Genomic DNA, 20,336 nt, shown 5'->3' with positions numbered 1-20,336 from the left:
GGCACGCGGCGCGGCGACCGGCACAGCGGCCGGCGCAGCGCTGGTCGGCACCGTCATGCGCGCCGCCGCGCGGGCCACCACGTCGGCCTTCGCCGCGTCCTGCCAGGCCTTCTCGACCCACGCGAGGATCGGCTGCCACTGCATCAGATCGGCCTCGACCTTGGCGGGCGGCAGGTCGAACAGCGTCGCGCCCTGCTCGACGCAGCGCACATAGGCCTGGGTCTCGCGCAACGCGCCGAGGTACGGGAATTTCGATTGCGCCGCCCACTCGGCCATCGTCTCGGCCGCCTTGGTGCGCGCATCGAGCCGCATGCCGACCATCGCGACCTTGCAGCGCCCGCTGGCCACGCGCGGCAGCGTGTGAAGTTCTTCGTAGCAGGCGGCCGCGGATTCGCGGTCGAAGAGCGAATGGCACACCGGCATCACGATCATGTCGGCATACATCACGACCCGGGCCAGCTCGCTGTCGCGCAGACCACCGGGGGTGTCGATCACGACGTGGCTGATGCCGGACGGTGGGCGCAGCACGCTGCGCGGGTCGACGGCCCATCCGACCACCGGTGCGCCCTGGGCCACCGGCTGCTCGGCGCGGCGCTTCAGCCACGCGAGCGACGATTGCTGCCGGTCGACGTCGCCGAGCATCACCTTCATCCCCTGGCGGGCGCAATAGCCGGCAAGGTGGGTCGCCAGTGTGCTCTTGCCACTGCCTCCCTTGCGATTGATGACGGCTACCACACGCATGGACGATGAAACCCGGGGTCCTGCCAGAACGGCCCCCGATTACATCACCGAAGCGCTTGCGGCGGGCTCCGTACAAGCCACCTTTCACCCTGTTCACGTTTGGATACCGGCGGCGTTGCGGCCGCGCTGAAACCGCTGCCGGCCGTTTTTGGTGGACGGCTCAGTGGATGGCCGTGCGGGCCAGCGCCTCGCCATCCGGCACGAAGGCATGCAGTTGCGTCGCCGGCAGCTCGAAGCTGACGGTGTCGCCAAGCTTCAGTGACTCGTCGGTCACCTTGGCGAGCAGCGGCGGCTCGGCGTCATGCCAGGTCACGTAGGCGTAACTGAATTCGCCGAGGTGCTCCAGGTGGGTGATGTGGCCGCGGCCCTCCCCCTGGCCAAGCTGCACGTGCTCCGGGCGCACGCCGAGCGTCAGATCGCTGCCGGCCGAGACACGCGACGCATCGACCGCCGCGCTGCCGGCCAGGCCACTCGGCAGCCGCCAGCCGAGCTGGGCGGCATCGCCCGAGACGGCCACGGCCGGCAGGAAGTTCATCGACGGCGAGCCGATGAAGCCGGCGACGAAGCGGTTCTGCGGCCGGTGGTACAGGTCGAGCGGCCTGCCGATCTGCGCGACGCTCAGCAGGCCCTTGGCGGCCGCATCGGGGCGCAACAGCACGATCTTGTCGGCCAGCGTCATCGCCTCGACCTGGTCGTGCGTCACGTAGACCATGCTGACGTTGCCGAGCTTGCGGTGCAGCCGCGCGATCTCGACGCGGGTGTTGATGCGCAGCGCCGCGTCGAGGTTGGACAGAGGTTCGTCGAACAGGAACACCTTCGGCTGGCGCACGATCGCGCGGCCGATCGCGACACGCTGGCGCTGGCCGCCGGAGAGCTGGCGCGGCTTGCGTTCGAGCAGCGCCTCAAGCTTCAGCATCGCGGCGGCTTCGGCCACGCGGCGCTCGATCTCGGCCTCGGGCAGCTTGTGGTGGCGCAACCCGAAGGCCATGTTCTCGTGCACCGACATGTGCGGGTACAGCGCATAGCTCTGGAACACCATCGCGACATTGCGCTGCGCGGGGGGCAGCTCGTTGACGACCTGGCCGTCGATCACGATCTCGCCGCCGCTCACGTCGTCGAGGCCGGCGATCAGGCGCAGCAGCGTCGACTTGCCACAGCCCGACGGGCCGATGAAGACGCAGAACTCGCCGGGGGCGATCGTCAGGTCGACGTCGTTGAGGATCGCGACATTGGCGAAGCTCTTGCGGACCTTGCGGAGTTGGATCTGGGACATGGAGATTCCTTCACATCATTGCTGCGCGAACACCGCCTCTTGCGGCTCCAGCACGATCTCGGCACCGTCGATGCAGCCGCCGAAACCGTGGCCGTCGATCGTCTGCCATGCACCCGTCAGCCCGTGCGCCACGCGCGCCGGCCGGTCCGACAGGTTGAACGCGCACAGCAGTTGCCCCTCACCCTCCCCGCGCGTGAACGCGACCACCTGGTCGTGCGCCGGCAGCAGCGCCATCGCGCCTTGCCGCAGCGCCGGCTGCGTCGCGCGCCAGTTCAGGAACGCCCGGTAGCGGTTCAGCACCGACACCGGCTGCGGCGCCTGCGCATCGACCGCGCGCTGGCGTTGCCCGTCCGGCACCGGCAGCCACGGCGTGCCGGTCGTGAACCCCGCGTTCGGTGCCGCGGCCGACCACGGCATCGGCGTGCGGCAGCCGTCGCGGCCGACGAACTCCGGCCACATCTCCTTGCCGTACGGGTCCTGGATCTGCTCGTACGGGATCACCGCCTCAGCCAGCCCCAGCTCCTCGCCCTGGTACAGGCAGATCGAGCCGCGCAGCGAGCCCAGCAGCCCGACCAGCAGCGGCGCGACGCGTTCGGCCGGGCCGAGGCCGGCCCAGCGCGTGACGACGCGCACCACGTCGTGGTTGTTCAGCGCCCAGCACACCCAGGCATCGCCGGCCTGGGCCAGCATCTCGGCCAGCACCGCGTGTACGTAGCGCGGCTCATGCCGCTCGGTCATCAGGTTGAAGGTGTAGGCCATGTGCAGCCGCGCGCCGGTGGTGTAGGCGCGCAGCGTGGCGTACTCGTTGTCGTCGCCGATCTCGCCGATGGTGGTGATGCCCGGATACCGATCGCACAGCGCGCGGAAGCGCTGCAGGAAGGCCAGGTTCTCCGGCTGCGTCTTGTCGAACAGGTGGCTTTGCCGCGCATACGGGTTCGGGCGCGGCACGCCGACCGCGAACTGCCCGGCCGGCTGCGGCGGGTTCGAGCGCAGCTGCCGGTCGTGGAAATAGAAGTTGACGGTGTCGAGCCGGAAGCCGTCGACGCCGCGTTCGAGCCAGAACTTCGCGGCGTCGAGCACCGCGTCCTGCACCTGGGGGTGGTGGAAGTTCAGGTCCGGCTGCGAGGCCAGGAAGTTGTGCATGAAGTACTGCTGCCGCTTCGTCTCCCACTGCCAGGCGCTGCCGCCGAACAGCGACAGCCAGTTGTTCGGCGGCGAGCCGTCCGGCTGCGGGTCGACCCACACATACCAGTCGGCCTTCGGGTTGTCGCGGCTCGCGCGGCTCTCGACGAACCACGGGTGGTCCTTCGAGGTGTGGCTGATCACGAGGTCGATCAGGACCTTGATCTTCAGCGCATGCGCGCGGGCGACGAGGGCATCGAAATCGGCCAGCGTGCCGAACATCGGGTCGACATCGCAATAGTCGGTGACGTCGTAGCCGAAGTCGCGCATCGGCGAGCGGAAGAACGGCGAGATCCAGATCGCGTCGGCGCCGAGCGACGCGATGTGGTCGAGCCGCTGCGTGATGCCGGCGAGGTCGCCGACACCGTCGCCGTTGCTGTCCTGGAAGCTGCGCGGGTAGACCTGGTAGATGCAGGCACCGGCCCACCAGTCGGATGGAGTTGTCATGGTCGTGTCGTTCAAAAAGGGAATCAGCCTTTGACCGAACCAGCGGTCAGGCCGGCGACGATCTGCCGTTGAAAATAGACCACCAGCCCGATCAGTGGCAAGGTGACGATCACCGAAGCCGCCATGATGGCCCCCCACGGCGCCTCGTAGCCGTTGCCGGCGCTGACCAGCGCGATCGCGACCGGCACGGTGCGCTGCTCGGTGCTGATCGTGAAGGTCAGCGCGAACAGGAACTCGTTCCACGCGGCGATGAAGGCAAGCAGCCCGGTGGCGACCATCGCCGGCCACAGCAGCGGCATGAAGATGCGGAAGATCAGCGTGAAGACGCCGAGGCCGTCCATCATCGCGGCCTCTTCGATCTCTTTCGGCAGCTGGCGCATGAAGGTGACGAGCACCCACACGGTGAACGGCAGCGTGATGACGAGGTCGGCGAGCAGCAAGGCGCCCAGCGAGTCGTACAGGCCGAACGCCTGCACCAGCTCGAACATGCCCGACAGCACCGCGACCTGCGGGAACATCGAGGCCGACAGCACGGTGAGCATCAGCGTGCCGCGCCCGCGGAAGCTGACGCGCGACAGCGCCCACGCCGCCGGCAGGCTGAGCGCGAGCGACAGCGCGACCACGCCGCCGGCAACGATGGCCGAGTTCAGCAGGTTGCGGGCGAACGGCTGGTCGCGGAACAGGCTGGCGTAGTTGACGAGGGTCGCGTGCGCCGGCCAGAGTTCGGGAGAGAACAGCGCGGTGCCCTGCTTCAGCGAGGTGGACACCGCATACAGCAGCGGGAACAGCGAAACGAACAGCAGCAGCGCGGCCGACGTGTAGTACAGCGCCGACATCGCCGGCGTGCGCTTGTGGATGCTGGGGCCGTTCATGACGAGGCCTCCTCGACGCCGCGGCGCGTGGCACCGAGGTACACGATGGTGACGAGCGCGATCATGAAGAACAGCACCGTGGCCGACGCCGAGCCGAAGCCGACCTGCTGGAAATCGATCAGCTGTTCGCGCACGTAGATCGACATGCTCTTGGTGGCGCGGCTGTTGGAGGTCATCACGTAGATCACGTCGAACACGCGCAAGGCATCGAGGGTGCGGAAGACCACGGCGACCGCGACGCCCGGCACGATCAGCGGCAGCGTGATGCGGGTGAACACGCGCCAGGTCGGCACGCCGTCGACCTTGGCGGCCTCGTAGCAATCGAGCGGCACCATCTGCAGCGCGGCGAGGATCAAGAGGGCCATGAACGGCGTGGTCTTCCAGACGTCGACCATCACCACGGTGAAGAGCGAGAGCGTCGGGTCGGCCGTCCAGGCGAGCGGCGCGGCGATGAGGCCGAACGCCAGCAGGTAGTGGTTCACGACGCCGAACTGGTCGTGCAACATCCAGCTCCAGATGCGCGCCGACACGACGGTGGGAATGGCCCAGGGCACCAGCATCGCGGCGCGCAGCAGCGTGCGAAGCCGCGACGGCTGGTTGATGACGAGTGCGACGCCGAGGCCGAGCACGGTCTCGAGCGTGACCGACAGCAACGCGAACGCACCGGTGACGCCGACGGCACGCCACCAGTCGGGATCGCGCAGCACGCCGTATTCACCGCCGTAGTTCTCGAGGCCGATGAACTTCCATTCGTCGAGGTGGGCGAGCGACGCATCGGTGAGGCTGAACCACAAGGTGCGGGCGAGCGGCCAGCCGGCGACGGCCAGCAGCACGACCAGCATCGGGGTGAGCATCCACCAGGCCCACCTCACTCTCTGCCTTGTCAGGCCGGACATGTTTGTGCTCCTTGCTTGGTTCTTGTGCGTCGCGGAGGGAGGGGTGAAGAACCCGGCGTTCGCAGACAAACCCCGTTCGCCCTGAGCTTGTCGAAGGGCCCGATCATCCTGAGCCTGTCGAAGGACCTGAGCTTGTCGAAGGCCCCGCACGCTTCGGGCACAACCCTTCGACAGACGGGCCCTCGACAAGCTCGGTCCCTGCTCAGGGCGAACGGGTGGGAATGTGCTGCCTGCGCATGCTCTCCGCACGAAGCAACGGGGTCGGCAAAAGGCGCCTCAGTTCCACCGACCCCCACGCCCGATCTGGTTCAAACGCTGATCGAGCTTCGCAACAGCTTCCTCAGGCTTCGCGCTGCGCGACAGCACCTCGTGCGCGGCATTCCAGAACTCGTTGCTGACCTGGTTGTAGCGGGAGGCCGTCACGGTGGCCGGCCTCGGCACCGCACTCGCGAAGGTGCCGGCCAACTGGCTCATGAACGGGTTCGCAGCCACCACGTCCTTGTCCTGGTACAGCGTCGACACCGTCGGGTTGAACGAGCCCTTCAGCGCCCGCTCCTTCTGCACCTCGGCGCTCGTCATGTACATCACCAGGTCGGCCGCCAGCGCCGCGTTCTTCGAGTACTTCGACACCGCCAGCTGTTGCCCACCCAGCGCCGCCGCATTCGAGCCCGACTCACCACCCTTCGGCAGCACGGCCACGCCGACCTTGTTCTTGATCGGGCTGTCGTCCCGCTGCGCCAGCGACCACGCATACGGCCAGTTGCGCATGAAGACGGCGTTGCCGGCCTGGAACACGCCGCGCGATTCCTCCTCGGCATAGTTCAGCACCGCCGTCGGCGAGATCGTGCCGACCCACGAGGCCGCCATCGCCAGCGCCTTCGCGGTCGCCGGGTTCTTCACCGACACCTTGCCCGCCGCGTCGACGATCGTGCCGCCGCCGTAGCTCGACACCCACTCCAGCGCATTGCAGGTCAGGCCCTCGTAGGCGCGGCCCTGCCACACGTAACCCCACATCTTGTCGTTGCCCGCCGCGCGCTCGGCCGACTGGATCTTCTGCGCGGTGTCCGTCAGCTGCTCCCAGGTGAGCGGCACCTTCAGACCGTGCTTCTCGAGCAGGTCCTTGCGGTAGTACAGCAGCCCGGCGTCGATGAACCACGGCATCGCGACCAGCTTGCCCTGCACGCTGCCGTTCGCCACCATCGACGGGAAGTGCGTCTTCTCGACCCCCTTCGTGTACGGCTTCAGGTCCAGGAAGTGCGAACCGAGGATGCCCGGCCACACCACGTCGACCTGGAACACGTCGATCTTGTCGGACTGCGAACCCAGCACCTGCTGGTACAGCGCCAGCCGCTCGCTCGCATCGTTCGGCGTCGAGACCACCTCGACGGTGTGGCCGGCCTTCTTGGCCCAGGCCTCGGCCGCGCTCTTGCACAGCTCGAGCTCCTGGCCGACGGCCCCGCACGAGATCTTCAGCGTGGCAGCCTGCGCGGCCGCCGTCGCGATCAACGAAAAGCCGGCCGCGGCCAGCGCCAGGATCAGGCGTCTTTGCATCATGGTTTGTCTCCATCTGTTGTGGTTCGGGCCGGATCGAGTCCGGCTCCTGGGCGGCATTACAGCGGCCACCCGCCCGGCCAGGATGTCGACCATGAACGACACCCCTGCCGGCTTTGTCATCTTTGAAACATGGCGACCGTGAGCGGACGGCAGCAATCCACGCATCCCCCGAACGAAGGTGTCGCGCCGTGCGCACGCTCGCCTGCCACTGGCTACCATGGACGCCACGCGTGCGTTCCTGCGCACGCCCAAGCCTGAGGCCACCCCGTGTTTGAAACCATCATCGCCGGCACCGTGCTCCTGGTCTGCGCCATCCTGCTGGTGCGCCTGACGCTCAGCGTGCGCCGACGAATGCAATTCGATTTCCTGATGCAGCGCTGGTGGGCCATGCTGGCCGGCACCTGGTTGCGGCTGTGGCGCTGGCCGGCCGCGCGCCGCGAGGCGAACCGTGAAGCGCGCGACGCGATCGAGCGCGCCCGCGGCGGAGAATGGGACGGCAACGTGTACCGCCCGAAATCCTTCCGCAAGCCCCGCAAACCGCATTGATGTTCATGACCGACTCCTTTTCTGCCAGCCCGTCAGCCGCCCCGCCTCGCATCGCCCTGATCGCCCACGACCACAAGAAGGACACGATGGTCGAACTGGCCCGGGAGTACCTGGGCTTCCTGCAAGGCTGCACGCTGGTCGCGACCGGCACCACCGGCAGCCGGCTGCACGACCAGCTCGGGCTGACGGTGCAGCGCATGCTGAGCGGCCCGCTCGGCGGCGACCTGCAGATCGGCGCGAAGCTGGCGCAGGGCGAGATCGACCTGGTGGTGTTCCTGCGCGACCCGATGACGCCGCAGCCGCATGAGCCCGACATCAACGCGCTGGTGCGCGCCTGCGACGTGCACGACGTGCCCTGCGCGACCAACCTGTCGACGGCGCGGCTGGTGCTGGCCAGGCTGTCGGAAAGGCGCTGAAGGCTTCGGGCACGTGGATTGCCCCATTCCGGATGGGCCGATGCCCGCAGGAGTGTTCCATGTGCCAGGTTTCAGAGCGTCCCGACGCCCGCCGCCGCCGGGTCGAAGGCCCGTCGCGGGATCCGCGTGATCACGCGGGCCTGGAGCGGCCCGCCGCCCATCCGAAAGGCGCCCGGTCGGACAAGCCCCACGCCGATCGCGCACCGGCAAACCGTGCCGGCTGAATTGCCGCTCAGGCCCTCACGAGCCTGAGGCGCGTGATCTCCGACGGGGCGCCCAGCCGCTTCGGCGGTCCCCAATACCCCGTCCCCCGGCTCACGTAGACCCACAGCGCGCCCAGCCGGTGCAGCCCGGCCACGAACGGCTGCTGCAGCGGCACGAACAGGTTCCACGGCAGGAACTGCCCGCCGTGCGTGTGCCCCGACAGTTGCAAATCGAAACCCGCCTCGGCCGCCGCCGCCGCGCTGCGCGGCTGGTGGGCCAGCAGCACCTTCGCATGCGCTTCATCAGACGCGCCGCGCATCGCCCGCGCCGGATCGCTGCGCTGCCCCTCGTCGAAATGGTGCGCGCCGAAATCGGTCACGCCCGCCAGCAGCAAGCGCCCCGCGCCGTGCTTCAGCAGCAGGTGCTCGTTCATCAGCACCGTGATGCCGAGCCGCCGCAGCTCGGCCACCCAGGCCGGCGCGCCGGAGTAGTACTCGTGGTTGCCGGTCACCGCGAACACGCCGTGCCGCGCCTGCAGCCGCCCGAGCGGCGCGGTGTGCTCTGACAGCTCGGGCACCCGCCCGTCGACCAGGTCGCCGGTGAGCGCCATCACGTCGGCATCCAGCGCATTCGCCGCATCGACCACGCGGTCGACAAACCCCTTGCGGATCGTCGGCCCGACGTGCAGGTCGCTGATCTGCACCAGCGTGAAGCCCTCCAGCGCGGGCGGCAGATCGGTGATCGGCACGTCGACACGCCGCACGCCAGGCCGGCGCCGCGCGTTCAGCAGCCCCAGCAGGCTCGCGAGCAAGGCCAGCGCCGGCACCGCGAGCGCCGACAACTGAAGCACCGACGCCGGGATCGCCGCCGCGCCGGTCGCCAGGCTCCACCCGCCCCAGGCCAGCAGCACCGCATCGCGCCCGAGCGTCAGCACCAGCAGCGTCGAGAAGAACCCCATCGCGATCAACCCGGCCCAGGCCAGCACCCCGGTGGCCGCGCGCCGCCCGAGGATCGGGCTGGCGGCCGACAGCACCAGCACGAACAGCGCGGCCAGCAGGCCCACGCCCACCCAGCCCCATGGCGCGGGCAACCCGCCCAGCAGGCGCGACCCGATGTAGGCGTGGAGGGCGGCCAGCAAGGCCACCGGAAACAAGCGGATTGACATGGTGGGACCTGTCCCGGAACGGGATGGAAGCGGGCAATCCCCGCAGATGGGGCCGCCGCGCGCCATCTCAACACAACCCCTGTCCCGGAAATCCAGGAAAACCCGGGCCTTTCGACGCAACAAAGTACAGCTCTTGGCGGGGTCCGTACCAAATCCCTCAAAGGCATACGTCTATCGTTGCGGCTGCGGACGTGGCGCACCACGTCGCATCAGTTCGACAACGATGGAGACAGAGATGACAAACAAGACTGCAGTGAAGACCTCGGTGGTGATGGCTTTTGGCGCCCTCGGCGTCGTGGCAGCCACGTCTTCGCACGCCACGGACCTCGTGATCGCGACCGTCAACAACGGCCACATGATCGAGATGCAGAAGCACACCAAGGACTTCGAGAAGGCGAACCCCGGCATCACGCTGAAGTGGGTCACGCTCGAAGAAGGCGTGCTGCGCCAGCGCGTCACCACCGACATCGCCACCAAGGGCGGCCAGTTCGACGTGATGACGATCGGCCTGTACGAGGCCCCGATCTGGAGCAAGAAGGGCTGGCTGAAGGAGATCAAGACCGACGCCGCCTACGACGTCGACGACCTGCTGCCGGCGATCCGCAGCGGCCTGTCGCTGGACGGCAAGCTGTATGCGGCGCCGTTCTACGGCGAGAGCTCGATGACGATGTACCGCGACGACCTCGTCAAGGCCAAGGGCCTGACGATGCCGGCCAACCCGACCTGGACGCAGATGGCCGACATCGTCTCGAAGATCCACGACCCGGCCAAGGGCGTGTACGGCCTGTGCCTGCGCGGCAAGCCGGGCTGGGGCGACAACATGGCCTTCCTGACGACGATGGTCAACACCTACGGCGGCCAGTGGTTCGACATGAGCTGGAAGCCGCAGATCGACACCAAGCCCTGGAAGGACGCGATCGGCCAGTACGTCGACCTGATGAAGAAGTACGGCCCGCCCGGCGCGTCGGCCAACAGCTTCAACGAGAACCTCGCGCTCTTCAACGAAGGCAAGTGCGGCGTGTGGATCGACGCGACGATCGCCGCGTCGTTCATCAGCGACCCGAAGCAGTCGAAGGTGGCCGACAAGGTCGCCTTCACGCAGGCGCCGCAGGCCGTCACGCCGAAGGGCGCGAACTGGCTGTGGTCGTGGAACCTGGCGATCCCGGCTTCTTCGCAGAAGGCCGATGCCGCACAGAAGTTCATCACCTGGGCGACGTCGAAGGAGTACATCAACCTGATCGCGCAGAGCTCCGGCTGGCACACCGTGCCGACCGGCACCCGCAAGTCGACCTACGCGAACCCGGAGTTCCAGAAGGTCGCGAAGTTCGCGGTCGAGGAGCAGAAGGCGATCAACAGCGCGAACCCGAACGACAGCACGCTGCCGAAGTCGCCGTACGTGGGCGTGCAGTACGCGGCGATCCCGGAGTTCCAGGCGATCGGCATCGCGGTCGGTCAGCAGATGAGCGCGGCCTTGTCGGGCAAGGTCACGGTCGACCAGGCGCTGAAGACCTCGCAGACCGCCGCCGAGCGTGAAATGACCAAGGGCGGCTACTTCAAGAAATAGGCGTTCCTCCTAGCCCTTTCTGCCCCCGTGCCGGCGTGTTCCGGCCGGGGGTCAGTGCCTGACGGAGGTCCATGTCATGACCCGATTCCTGCCCCGCGCGCTGATGGCGCCGGCGGTCACCACGCTGTTCCTGTGGATGATCGTTCCGCTGGTGATGACCATCTGGTTCTCGCTGGTGCACTACAACCTGATGCAGCCCGGCGACAAGACCTTCGTCGGCATCGAGAACTTCCACTACTTCATCACCGACCCGGACTTCTGGCCGGCGGTGCTGCAGACGCTCGAGCTGCTCGGCGCGGTGATCGTGATCACCGTCGTGCTGGGCGTGGGCCTGGCGCTGCTGGTCAACGAGCCCTTCCCCGGCCAGGGCATCGTGCGCGTGCTGCTGATCTCGCCGTTCTTCGTGATGCCGACGGTGAACGCGCTGCTGTGGAAGCACATGATGATGAACCCGATCTACGGGGTGCTCGCGCATGTGTGGCACTTCTTCGGCGCGACACCGGTCGACTGGATGACCGACCTGCCGCTGTTCTCGGTGATCCTGATGCTGTCGTGGCAGTGGCTGCCGTTCGCCTGCCTGATCTTCATCACCTCGCTGCAGTCGCTCGACCGCGAGCAGATGGAGGCCGCCCGCATGGACGGCGCGAACGCGCTGCACCAGTTCTGGTACCTGACGCTGCCGCACCTGGGCCGCTCGATCGCGGTCGTCGTGATGATCGAGATGATCTTCCTGATGAGCGTGTTCGCCGAGATCTTCACCACCACCGGCGGCGGCCCGGGCAACGAGAGCACCAACCTCGCGTTCCTGATCTTCAAGCAGGCGCTGATGAACTTCGATGTCGGCGTGGCCTCGGCCGGCGCGCTGTTCGCGGTGGTGCTGGCCAACATCGCAGCCGTCTTCCTGATCCGCATGGTCGGCAAGAACCTCGATTGAACGGACGCACGCCATGAGCACCACCTACCCCAACGGCTTTCCGTACGTCCGCACCTTCTTCGCGTGGGCGATCGCGCTGCTGCTGTTCTTCCCGCTGCTGTGGCTCGGGCTGACGGCGTTCAAGACCGAGATGCAGGCGATCGCGGTGCCGCCGCAGCTGTTCTTCACGCCGACGCTGTCGAGCTTCGTCGAGGTGCAGGTGCGCAGCGACTACCTGCTGTACGCGAAGAACTCGCTGATCACCAGCGTGGTCTCGACCGTGCTCGGGCTGCTGATCGCGGCCCCCGCGGCCTACTCGATGGCGTTCTTCCGCACCAAGCGCACTCGCGACATCCTGATGTGGATGCTGTCGACCAAGATGATGCCGGCGGTCGGCGCGCTGGTGCCGGTGTACGTGATGGCGCAGACCACCGGCATGCTGGATTCGCTGACGGCGCTGATCATCGTGTTCACGCTGTCGAACCTGCCGATCATGGTGTGGATGCTCTACAGCGCCTTCAAGGAGGTGCCCAACGACATCCTCGAGGCGGTACGGCTCGACGGCGCGACCGTGTGGGACGAGTTCCGCCACGTGATCCTGCCGCTGACGATGGGCGGCATCGCGTCGACCGGGCTGCTGTGCCTGGTGCTGGCATGGAACGAGGCCTTCTGGTCGCTGAACCTGACCTCGGCCAACGCCGGCACGCTGGCCGCGCTGATCGCGTCGTACTCCAGCCCCGAGGGCCTGTTCTGGGCCAAGTTGTCGGCCGCGTCGCTGCTGGCCATCGCGCCCATCATCGTGTTCGGCTGGTTCAGCCAGAAGCAACTCGTCCAGGGCCTCACCTTCGGCGCCGTCAAATAAACAAGGAGACTTCCATGTCGTTTCTTGAACTCAAGGGCATCGTCAAGGAATTCGGGCCGGTGCGCACCATCAAGGGCATCGACCTGCAGATCGAGAAAGGCGAGTTCATCGTCTTCGTCGGACCGTCCGGCTGCGGCAAGTCGACGCTGCTGCGGCTGATCGCCGGGCTCGAGGCCACCACCCAAGGCTCGATCCAGCTCGATGGCCGCGACATCACCAACGTGCCCTCGGCCAAGCGCGACCTCGCGATGGTGTTCCAGTCGTACGCGCTGTACCCGCACATGACGGTGTTCGACAACATGTCGTTCGCACTGAAGCTCGCCAAGGTCGACGTGGCGACGCGCCAGCAGAAGGTCGAGCGCGCCGCGAAGATCCTGAACCTGACGCAGTACCTGCAGCGCACGCCGAAGGAGCTGTCGGGCGGGCAGCGCCAGCGGGTCGCGATCGGCCGCGCGATCGTGCGCGCGCCCAAGGTCTTCCTGTTCGACGAACCGCTGTCGAACCTCGACGCGGCGCTGCGCGGCCAGACCCGCGTCGAGATCGCGAGCCTGCACCGCGACCTCGGCGCGACCACCATCTACGTGACGCACGACCAGGTCGAGGCGATGACGCTGGCCGACCGCGTGGTCGTGCTGCGCGACGGGCTGATCGAGCAGGTCGGCACGCCGCTGGAGCTGTACGACCACCCGGCCAACCAGTTCGTCGCGCAGTTCATCGGCACGCCGCAGATGAACGTCGTGAAGACGGCCGCCGTGCCCGAGCTGACGCGCCTGGCCGGCGCCCGCCTGCCGGCCGACGGCGCGGTCGGCGTGCGGCCGGAATACGTTCGCATCGTCGCGCCAGGCAACGGCCTGGCGGCGCGCGTGGAGCTGATCGAATCGCTCGGCTCCGACACGCTGATCCACACCCGCATCGGCGAGGGCAGCGGCGGCGTGCCGCTGATCTCGCGCCAGAGCGAGCGCACCACCCTCAAGGCCGGCGACAGCGTCGGCATCACGTTCGACGCGACCGCCCTCCACATCTTCGACGCCCAGGGACGGACGCTGCGACCGCTGCAGCAGGCCGCCTAGCGATGCGAGCTTCCCCATGACGACCACTCCCCTGACCATCCTCCACCTCGGCCTCGGCTCCTTCCACCGCGCGCACCAGGCCGTCTACCTGCAGAACCTGATCAACCAGGGCGACAGCAGCTGGCAGATCGCCGGCGGCAACCTGCGCCCCGACATGGCCGACACCATCGCCGCGCTGCAGGCGCAGGGCGGCGCCTACACGCTGGAGACGGTGACGCCGGCCGGCGAGCGCTTCTACGAGCGCATCACCGCGATCCGCACCATCGTGCCGTACACGCCCGACCTGGCCGGGCTGATCGCGATCGGTGCCGATGCGGCGACGCGCATCATCTCGTTCACCGTCACCGAGGCCGGCTACTACCTCGACGACCAGAACCGGCTCGACGACAGCTTCGCCGACCTGGCGAGCGACCTCGCCGGCACGACGCGCTCCACCATCTACGGCGCGATGGCCGCGATCCTCGAAGCGCGCCGCCAGCGCAACGCCGGGCCGGTGACGCTGCTGAACTGCGACAACCTGCGCGGCAACGGCGAGCGCTTCCGCGCCGGCTTTCTCGATTTCCTCGCGCGCCGCCACGAGTCGGACCTGCGTGCCTGGGTCGAGCAGCACACCAGCTCGCCGAACGACATGGTCGACCGCATCACGCCGCGCCCGCTGCCCGACATCGCGCAGCGCGTGAAGGCCGCGACCGGCATCGACGACGGCGCGCCGGTGATGGGCGAGCGCTTCATCCAGTGGGTCATCGAGGACCACTTCATCAACGGCCGCCCGGCCTGGGAGAAGGCCGGCGCCGAGATGGTGGCCTCGGTGCTGCCGTACGAGGAAGCGAAGATCCGCATCCTGAACGCGAGCCACAGCTGCTTTGCGTGGGCCGGCACGCTGCTCGGCTACCAGTACATCCACGAGGACGTGGCGCACCCGGCGATCCGCAAGATGGCGTTCGACTACGTGACGAACGACGTGATCCCGTCGCTGGAGTCGTCTCAGACACCTTATCCGCTCGACCTCGCCGCGTACCGCGACGTCGTGATCGACCGCTTCAGCAACCCCTACCTGCAGGACACCAACCAGCGCGTCGCGATGGACGGCTACGCGAAGATCGCCGGCTTCCTGTGGCCGACCTTCCGCGAGTGCCTCGGCCGCGGCGCGTCGATCGCGTCGGTCGCGAAGCTGCCGGCGCTGTTCTTCGAGTTCCTCGGCCGCTGGCACCGCGGCGAGCTGAGCTACACCTACCACGACCAGGGCATGGACGCTGCGAGCGCGCATGCGATCTTCGAGAGCGCCGACCCGCTGGCCGCGTTCAGCCGCGACCCGGTGCTGTGGGGCCCGCTGGCCGGCGATGCGCGGCTGGTGGCGGCGCTGCAGCAGGCGCATGCCGAGGTCAGACAGTTCCTGAAGGAGAACGGCCATGGCTGAATTCCCCGCCACCCAACGCCTCGCGGACTGCCATGCGCTGCTGACCGGGGCCGGCGGCGGCATCGGGCTGGCGGTGACGCGGGCCTTCCTGCGCGAAGGCGCGCGCTGCACCGCGGTCGACCTGCCGGCCACGCCGCCGCCCGAGCTGCAGGCGCTGGTCGACCAGCACCCGGGGCGCTTCCAGTACCTGGGCGGCAACGTCGCGCGCAGCGACGACATCGCGCGCTTCGTCGCCGGCGCGCAGGAACGCCTGGGGCCGATCACGACGCTGTTCAACAACGCCGCGGTGTTCGACCTGGCGCCGCTGCTCGATTCGGACGAGGCGATGTACCAGCGCCTGTTCGACGTCAACGTGAAGGGCATGTTCTTCACGATGCAGGCGGTGCTGCGCCGCATGGTCGACGGCGGCGTGCGCGGCAGCATCATCAACCTCGCATCGCAGGCCGGGCGCCGCGGCGAGGCGCTGGTGTCGCACTACTGCGCCAGCAAGGCGGCGGTGATCAGCTACACGCAGTCGGCCGCGCTCGCGATGGCGCCGCACGGCATCCGCGTCAACGGCATCGCGCCGGGCGTGGTCGACACGCCGATGTGGGGGCAGGTGGATGCGCTGTTCGCGCGCCACGAGCACCTGCAGCCGGGCGAGAAGAAGATCGCGGTCGGCAAGGCGGTTCCGCTGGGCCGCATGGGCGTGCCCGACGACATCGCCGGCGCCGCGGTCTTCCTGGCCAGTGGAGAATCCGCCTACATCACCGCGCAGACGCTGAACGTCGACGGCGGCAACGTGATGAATTGACCCCCCGAAGCGCCTGCGGCGCCTCCCCCCGGGGGGCGCCACCAGCGGCCCGGCAAAGCCGGTTCCGCGGTGGCCGCTTGATGGCACATGAGTAGATGAACATGAATCGCACACGCAGCCCCGAACTCGAGCACGACTTCGTGCGCGACACCAAGCTCGGCTACGAGCCCGAGGGCACCTACGGCTACGTGCGCTGCCTGGAGCACGGCGTGCCGAACCCGCTGGTGCGCTGGCACTACCACGAAGAGTACGAGCTGCACCTGATCATCGAGACACGCGGCAAGGTGTTCGTCGGCGACTACATCGGGCATTTCGAGCCGGGGCACCTGGTGCTGACCGGGCCGCGGCTGCCGCACAACTGGATCTCCACCGACATCCCGGCCGAAGGCGTGCCGCTGCGCGACGTGGTGCTGCAGTTCTCCGACGAGCCGCTGCGCCGCGCGACCGACCTGATCCACGACCTGCGCGACGTGCTGCCGCTGCTGGAGCGGGCGCGCCACGGCATCGAGTTCTTCGGCATGAGCGACCGGGCGCGCGAGCGGCTGGTGCGCATCCGCAGCCTGCACGGGCTGAAGCGCTTCACCGAGTTCCTGGAGTTCCTCGGCGAGCTGTCGGAGTGCAGCGACTACCGGCTGCTGTCGAGCATGCCGCTGCAGAGCTTCGACGACGACACCTCGCTCGCGCAGATCAGCACCATCGTCGACTACATCACCGAGAACAGCGCCAATCAGTTCTCGATGGCCGAGCTGAGCCGGCGCGTGGGCATGAGCGAGAGCCAGTTCTCGCGCTACTTCCGGCGCGCCACCGGCAACACCTTCACCGATTTCGTGAACCGGCTGCGCGTGACGCGGGCCTGCCAGCTGCTGATGGAGACCGACCGCTACATCACCAACGTCTGCTATGACGCGGGGTTCAACAACGTCGCGAACTTCAACCGGCGCTTCCTGGAGATCAAAGGGATGACGCCGAAGGAGTTTCGCAAGCAGGGCGAGGCAAGGTTCGGCGGGGGCTCGGGTAAATCCCCATCCCAGTAGCCAATCCCCCCCGGTGCACACTGCCGGGATGCCTTCGGTTGCCCCTGCCCGCCCGCGCATCCTCGTCGTCGACGACGACCCCGACCTGCGCGCGTCGCTCGACGACGCGCTGACGCAGTCCGGCTTCGACGTCAGCACCGCCGGCGACGGCGTCGGCCTGCACGCGGCGCTGGCCGAGGCGCCGCACGCGCTGGTGCTGCTCGACCTGCGCCTGAAGGACGAGCACGGCCTCGCGCTCGCGCGCGGGCTGCGCGAGCGGCATCCGACCCTGCCGATCATCATGATCAGCGGCAGCAGCGACGAGATGGACCGCGTGCTGCTGCTCGAACTCGCGGCCGACGACTTCCTCGTCAAGCCGTTCAGCCCGCGCGAACTGCTGGCCCATGTGCGCGCAGTGCTGCGGCGCACGCAGCCCGCGGCGGCACCGGCGCCACGCGAGCCCGCCGCCCAGCTGCAGTTCGGCGACTGGACGCTCGACCTGCGCGAGCGCGAGTTGCGCAGCGCCGACGGCAGTGCCTGCGCGCTGACGCCGGCCGAGTTCCGGCTGCTCGAAGCCTTCGTCAGCCAGCCCGGCAAGGTGTGGACGCGCGACCAGCTGCTGGAGCACACGCGCAGTCTCGAGACCGAGGTGTTCGACCGCAGCGTCGACGTGCTGATCCTGCGCGTGCGCCGCAAGATCGAGCCGAACCCGAAGCACCCGCGCTACATCTGCACCGAGCGCGGGCTGGGCTATGTCTTCGCCGCCCCCGTCACCCGTGGCCATGCCAGCACCGCATGAGCTGACCGCCAACGTCGGACCGCGCGCCCAGCGGGTGCGCACGCGGCTGATGGCCGCCTTCGTGATCCTGCTGGCCGCGGCCATCGCGCTGACCATCGTCGGCTGGCTCGGCATGCAGCGCACGCAGCGCGAGCTGTCCGCCTACGAAGACGAGGTGCTGCCGCAGATCGCGCAGGCGCTCGAACTCGCCGAACGCACGACGCGGCTGGCCGCCACCGCGCCGAACCTGGCCGAATCGCGCACGCCCGAGAGCCTGGACGCCAACGCGACGATCGCGCGCGGGCTGATCAGCGAGATCCGCCAGCGCTCCGGCGAGATCGACGTCCAGAGCCCGCTGAAGGCCCGGCTCGACCCGCTGATCGACCGCGGCGACATCAACCTGCTGCGCCTGGCCGAGCTGACCCAGCTGCGCCAGCAGGTGCGCCAGCGGCTGCAGACGCAGATGGAGCGGCTGGAGGACATCGGCAGCCGGCTGCACGCCCGCGGCACGCCGCCGCGCCACGGCGACCCGGTGCTGACCCAGGTGTGGTCCAGCCTGGTGCTGGGTGCGAGCGTCGACACGCCGGCCACGCTCGGGCGGCTGCAGGCCGATGTGGAAGCGCTGCTGATCGCGGCCGACCGGCGCGCGGCCTACGCCGGCCTCGGCGACGTGTTCCGCGCGACGCTGCGCGAGCTGTCGATCGGCCCGGCCGGCATCCTGCGGCTGCGCAGCGAGCAGATCAACCTCGACGGCCGCAGCGGCTCGCTGGTGCTGCTGACGCGCACCAATGCCGATGAACTGAGCGCCCAGGTCTCGCGCCACGTCGACACGCTGCGCCAGACCGCGCAGACGCGCAGCGACGGGGTCTCGCGCGCGATCACCTCCGGCAAGACCGGGCTGCTGCTGCTGACGCTGGTGTGCGGCGTGATCGCGCTCGGCGCAACGGCCTACGTGCACCGGCTGGTCGGCGGCGTCGAGCGGATCACCGCGGTGATGTCGCGGCTGGCGCGCGGCGACACCTCGGTGGCCACGCCGGCGACCGCGCGGCGCGACGAACTGGGCGCGCTGGCCCGCACCTTCGAGGTGTTCCGCGACAACCTGCTGGCCAAGCAGCAGCTGGTGGCCGACCTGCGCCAGCAGGGCGAGCTGCGGGCCGCGGTGCACAGCAGCATGAACGACGGGCTGGCAGTGTTCGACCGCGACGGCCGGCTGCGGCTCTGGAACGAGCCGCTCGAACGCATGCTGGCCGTGCATGGCGTACGGCCGGTCGAGGGCGAGCCGCCGCGGCAGTTGATGGCGCAGCTGTCGGGCGGCATCGCGTGGAGCGCGCCCGGCCTGACCGAGCGGCAGACGCTGGCCGCCGGCGCGCTGCCGCCGTTCACCGCGCATGCGCATGTCGAGCTGTACCTGCCGGACAACCGTGTGTATGACGTGCGCAGCCGGGCGATGCCGGATGGCGGCGTCGTGAGCCTGGTCACCGACCTGACCGAGCGCCGCGCGATCGAGGTGCAGCTGCAGCATGCGCTGCGGCTGGAGATGCTCGGCCAGTTGACCGGCGGCGTCGCGCACGATTTCAACAACCACCTCGGCACGATCGTCGGCACGCTCGGGCTGCTGGAGTCGCAGCCCGGGCTCGATGCGATCGGCCGCGCGCAGCTGCAGCGCGCCGGCCGCGCCGCCGAGCGCGCGAGCGCGTTGACGCGGCGGCTGCTCGCGTTCGCGCGGCGCCAGCCGCTGCAGGCCGAGCCGGTGGTGGTGGATGCGATGGTCGAGGAGATGGTCGACCTGATCGACTACAGCGCCGGCGAGGCGGTGCAGGTGGCGCTGGCGCTGCGCGCCGGCACGGCCCGCGTGCACCTGGACCGCGGGCAGCTGGAGAACGCGCTGCTGAACCTGGTGATCAACAGCGCGGCCGCGATGCCCGGTGGCGGGCGGCTGCAGATCGCGACGCGGGTGGACGGCGGCGAGCTCGAACTGCGCGTCACCGACACCGGGAGCGGCATTCCGGAGGCGCTGCGCGAGAAGGTGTTCGAGCCGTTCTTCACGACCAAGGCGGACGGCGAAGGCAGCGGGCTCGGGCTGTCGATCGTCTACGGCTTCGTCAAGCAATCGGGTGGGCGCATCGCGCTCGCGAGCCGCATCGGCGAGGGCACGAGCGTGACGCTGCGCTTCGCGCTGGATGCGAGCGTGACGGCGGCGGTGCCGGTGGTGCCGGTGGTACCGGTGGTGCGGACGCCTGCCGAGGCCGACTGGCCGGTGTCGTCGGTGCTGCTGGTCGACGACGACGAGACCTTCCGCAGCACGGTGGCCGAGATGCTGTCGGCGGCCGGTTGCAGCGTGCGCGCGGTGGCGAGCGCCGAGCGGGCGCTGGACCTGCTCAAGAAGGGCCCGGCACCGCAGATGCTGCTGTCGGACGTGCGGCTGGGCGACGGCACCGGCGGCGTGGAACTCGCACACGCGGTCGCCGCCGGCTGGCCCGACGTGCGCGTGGCGCTGATGTCGGGCATGCGCGCAGAGGCGTTCGGCGCACAGGATGCCGAACCGGGTTGGCCGTTCCTGCAGAAGCCGTTCGATGCATCGGCGCTGCGCGACTGCCTGCGTGCCGCGCTCGCACCGGCCCGCTGACCGC

18 protein-coding genes are annotated in these 20,336 nt (G+C 68.9%); 11 read left to right on the top strand and 7 right to left on the bottom strand.

Annotated elements, in window-relative coordinates; genetic code table 11:
• The 6 genes from ACXJLU_RS09555 to ACXJLU_RS09530 all read right to left on the bottom strand — a co-directional run.
• Nucleotides 1–741, bottom strand: a 741-nt coding sequence (locus ACXJLU_RS09555) for a division plane positioning ATPase MipZ (protein ID WP_457330230.1), incomplete at its 3' end; no start/stop codon positions are given.
• Between the two features lie 160 nt (nt 742–901).
• Nucleotides 902–2,014 carry an ABC transporter ATP-binding protein gene (locus tag ACXJLU_RS09550; protein WP_457330228.1) on the bottom strand — a complete coding sequence of 371 codons (1,113 nt, stop codon included), beginning with the start codon at nt 2,012–2,014 and terminating at the stop codon, nt 902–904.
• 15 nt (nt 2,015–2,029) lie between these two features.
• Nucleotides 2,030–3,643, bottom strand: coding sequence for an alpha-glucosidase (locus tag ACXJLU_RS09545; RefSeq protein ID WP_457330226.1), 1,614 nt, complete (start codon nt 3,641–3,643; stop codon nt 2,030–2,032).
• A 23-nt stretch (nt 3,644–3,666) separates the two neighbouring features.
• Nucleotides 3,667–4,515, bottom strand: coding sequence for a carbohydrate ABC transporter permease (locus ACXJLU_RS09540; RefSeq protein WP_457330224.1), 849 nt, complete (start codon nt 4,513–4,515; stop codon nt 3,667–3,669).
• Nucleotides 4,512–5,411, bottom strand: a complete 900-nt coding sequence (locus ACXJLU_RS09535; protein WP_457330222.1) for a carbohydrate ABC transporter permease — start codon at nt 5,409–5,411, stop codon at nt 4,512–4,514. Before ACXJLU_RS09535 ends, ACXJLU_RS09540 begins: the two co-directional genes overlap by 4 nt.
• Nucleotides 5,412–5,687: 276 nt before the next feature.
• Nucleotides 5,688–6,965 (bottom strand): ABC transporter substrate-binding protein, encoded by a 1,278-nt coding sequence (locus tag ACXJLU_RS09530; RefSeq protein ID WP_457330220.1) that lies wholly within the window; start codon nt 6,963–6,965, stop codon nt 5,688–5,690.
• A 267-nt stretch (nt 6,966–7,232) separates the two neighbouring features.
• Between ACXJLU_RS09530 and ACXJLU_RS09525 the strand changes: the two genes are divergently transcribed.
• Together ACXJLU_RS09525 and ACXJLU_RS09520 are read left to right on the top strand one after the other, a co-directional pair.
• Nucleotides 7,233–7,511 (top strand): hypothetical protein, encoded by a 279-nt coding sequence (locus tag ACXJLU_RS09525; protein WP_073467064.1) that lies wholly within the window; start codon nt 7,233–7,235, stop codon nt 7,509–7,511.
• Between the two features lie 5 nt (nt 7,512–7,516).
• A complete protein-coding gene (locus ACXJLU_RS09520) occupies nt 7,517–7,927 on the top strand; it encodes a methylglyoxal synthase (protein ID WP_457330218.1) in 411 nt (136 codons plus the stop codon).
• A gap of 232 nt (nt 7,928–8,159) precedes the next feature.
• On the opposite strand, the gene ACXJLU_RS09515 is transcribed toward ACXJLU_RS09520, so the two are convergent.
• The gene (locus tag ACXJLU_RS09515) at nt 8,160–9,296 is read right to left on the bottom strand and encodes a metallophosphoesterase (RefSeq protein ID WP_457330216.1); all 1,137 of its coding nucleotides are present in this window, start codon (nt 9,294–9,296) and stop codon (nt 8,160–8,162) included.
• A gap of 271 nt (nt 9,297–9,567) precedes the next feature.
• On the opposite strand from ACXJLU_RS09515, the gene ACXJLU_RS09510 reads away from it, so the two are divergent.
• From ACXJLU_RS09510 to ACXJLU_RS09470, 9 genes are all read left to right on the top strand, one after another.
• The gene (locus ACXJLU_RS09510) at nt 9,568–10,860 is read left to right on the top strand and encodes an ABC transporter substrate-binding protein (RefSeq protein WP_457330238.1); all 1,293 of its coding nucleotides are present in this window, start codon (nt 9,568–9,570) and stop codon (nt 10,858–10,860) included.
• A 76-nt stretch (nt 10,861–10,936) separates the two neighbouring features.
• A complete protein-coding gene (locus ACXJLU_RS09505) occupies nt 10,937–11,794 on the top strand; it encodes a carbohydrate ABC transporter permease (RefSeq protein WP_457330214.1) in 858 nt (285 codons plus the stop codon).
• 13 nt (nt 11,795–11,807) lie between these two features.
• Nucleotides 11,808–12,635 carry a carbohydrate ABC transporter permease gene (locus ACXJLU_RS09500; RefSeq protein WP_457330212.1) on the top strand — a complete coding sequence of 276 codons (828 nt, stop codon included), beginning with the start codon at nt 11,808–11,810 and terminating at the stop codon, nt 12,633–12,635.
• Nucleotides 12,636–12,649: 14 nt separating this feature from the next.
• Entirely contained in the window at nt 12,650–13,705 is a 1,056-nt protein-coding gene (locus tag ACXJLU_RS09495; protein WP_457330210.1) for an ABC transporter ATP-binding protein, read from the top strand.
• Between the two features lie 16 nt (nt 13,706–13,721).
• Nucleotides 13,722–15,122, top strand: coding sequence for a D-arabinitol 4-dehydrogenase (dalD, locus tag ACXJLU_RS09490; RefSeq protein ID WP_457330208.1), 1,401 nt, complete (start codon nt 13,722–13,724; stop codon nt 15,120–15,122).
• Nucleotides 15,115–15,915 (top strand): L-iditol 2-dehydrogenase, encoded by an 801-nt coding sequence (locus tag ACXJLU_RS09485; protein ID WP_457330206.1) that lies wholly within the window; start codon nt 15,115–15,117, stop codon nt 15,913–15,915. The genes dalD and ACXJLU_RS09485 overlap by 8 nt, the downstream gene beginning before the upstream one ends.
• Before the next feature lie 101 nt (nt 15,916–16,016).
• On the top strand, nt 16,017–16,949 hold the full coding sequence (locus tag ACXJLU_RS09480) for an AraC family transcriptional regulator (RefSeq protein ID WP_073467111.1): 933 nt from the start codon (nt 16,017–16,019) through the stop codon (nt 16,947–16,949).
• A 28-nt stretch (nt 16,950–16,977) separates the two neighbouring features.
• A complete protein-coding gene (locus tag ACXJLU_RS09475) occupies nt 16,978–17,727 on the top strand; it encodes a response regulator (protein WP_457330203.1) in 750 nt (249 codons plus the stop codon).
• Entirely contained in the window at nt 17,711–20,332 is a 2,622-nt protein-coding gene (locus tag ACXJLU_RS09470; RefSeq protein WP_457330202.1) for an ATP-binding protein, read from the top strand. Before ACXJLU_RS09475 ends, ACXJLU_RS09470 begins: the two co-directional genes overlap by 17 nt.
• Nucleotides 20,333–20,336: the final 4 nt, after the last annotated feature.

This window comes from Rhizobacter sp. P5_C2 (assembly GCF_054049715.1).
This window is presented reverse-complemented; position numbering and strand designations above follow the sequence as displayed.

Coding starts and splice junctions, on each gene's coding strand:
- ACXJLU_RS09540 (WP_457330224.1), bottom strand. CDS start 4,515: ATGAACGGCCCCAGCATCCACAAGCGCACGCCGGCGATGTCGGCGCTG.
- ACXJLU_RS09550 (WP_457330228.1), bottom strand. CDS start 2,014: ATGTCCCAGATCCAACTCCGCAAGGTCCGCAAGAGCTTCGCCAATGTC.
- ACXJLU_RS09495 (WP_457330210.1), top strand. CDS start 12,650: ATGTCGTTTCTTGAACTCAAGGGCATCGTCAAGGAATTCGGGCCGGTG.
- ACXJLU_RS09530 (WP_457330220.1), bottom strand. CDS start 6,965: ATGATGCAAAGACGCCTGATCCTGGCGCTGGCCGCGGCCGGCTTTTCG.
- ACXJLU_RS09480 (WP_073467111.1), top strand. CDS start 16,017: ATGAATCGCACACGCAGCCCCGAACTCGAGCACGACTTCGTGCGCGAC.
- dalD (WP_457330208.1), top strand. CDS start 13,722: ATGACGACCACTCCCCTGACCATCCTCCACCTCGGCCTCGGCTCCTTC.
- ACXJLU_RS09485 (WP_457330206.1), top strand. CDS start 15,115: ATGGCTGAATTCCCCGCCACCCAACGCCTCGCGGACTGCCATGCGCTG.
- ACXJLU_RS09500 (WP_457330212.1), top strand. CDS start 11,808: ATGAGCACCACCTACCCCAACGGCTTTCCGTACGTCCGCACCTTCTTC.
- ACXJLU_RS09535 (WP_457330222.1), bottom strand. CDS start 5,411: ATGTCCGGCCTGACAAGGCAGAGAGTGAGGTGGGCCTGGTGGATGCTC.
- ACXJLU_RS09510 (WP_457330238.1), top strand. CDS start 9,568: ATGGCTTTTGGCGCCCTCGGCGTCGTGGCAGCCACGTCTTCGCACGCC.
- ACXJLU_RS09520 (WP_457330218.1), top strand. CDS start 7,517: ATGACCGACTCCTTTTCTGCCAGCCCGTCAGCCGCCCCGCCTCGCATC.
- ACXJLU_RS09475 (WP_457330203.1), top strand. CDS start 16,978: ATGCCTTCGGTTGCCCCTGCCCGCCCGCGCATCCTCGTCGTCGACGAC.
- ACXJLU_RS09515 (WP_457330216.1), bottom strand. CDS start 9,296: ATGTCAATCCGCTTGTTTCCGGTGGCCTTGCTGGCCGCCCTCCACGCC.
- ACXJLU_RS09505 (WP_457330214.1), top strand. CDS start 10,937: ATGACCCGATTCCTGCCCCGCGCGCTGATGGCGCCGGCGGTCACCACG.
- ACXJLU_RS09470 (WP_457330202.1), top strand. CDS start 17,711: ATGCCAGCACCGCATGAGCTGACCGCCAACGTCGGACCGCGCGCCCAG.
- ACXJLU_RS09545 (WP_457330226.1), bottom strand. CDS start 3,643: ATGACAACTCCATCCGACTGGTGGGCCGGTGCCTGCATCTACCAGGTC.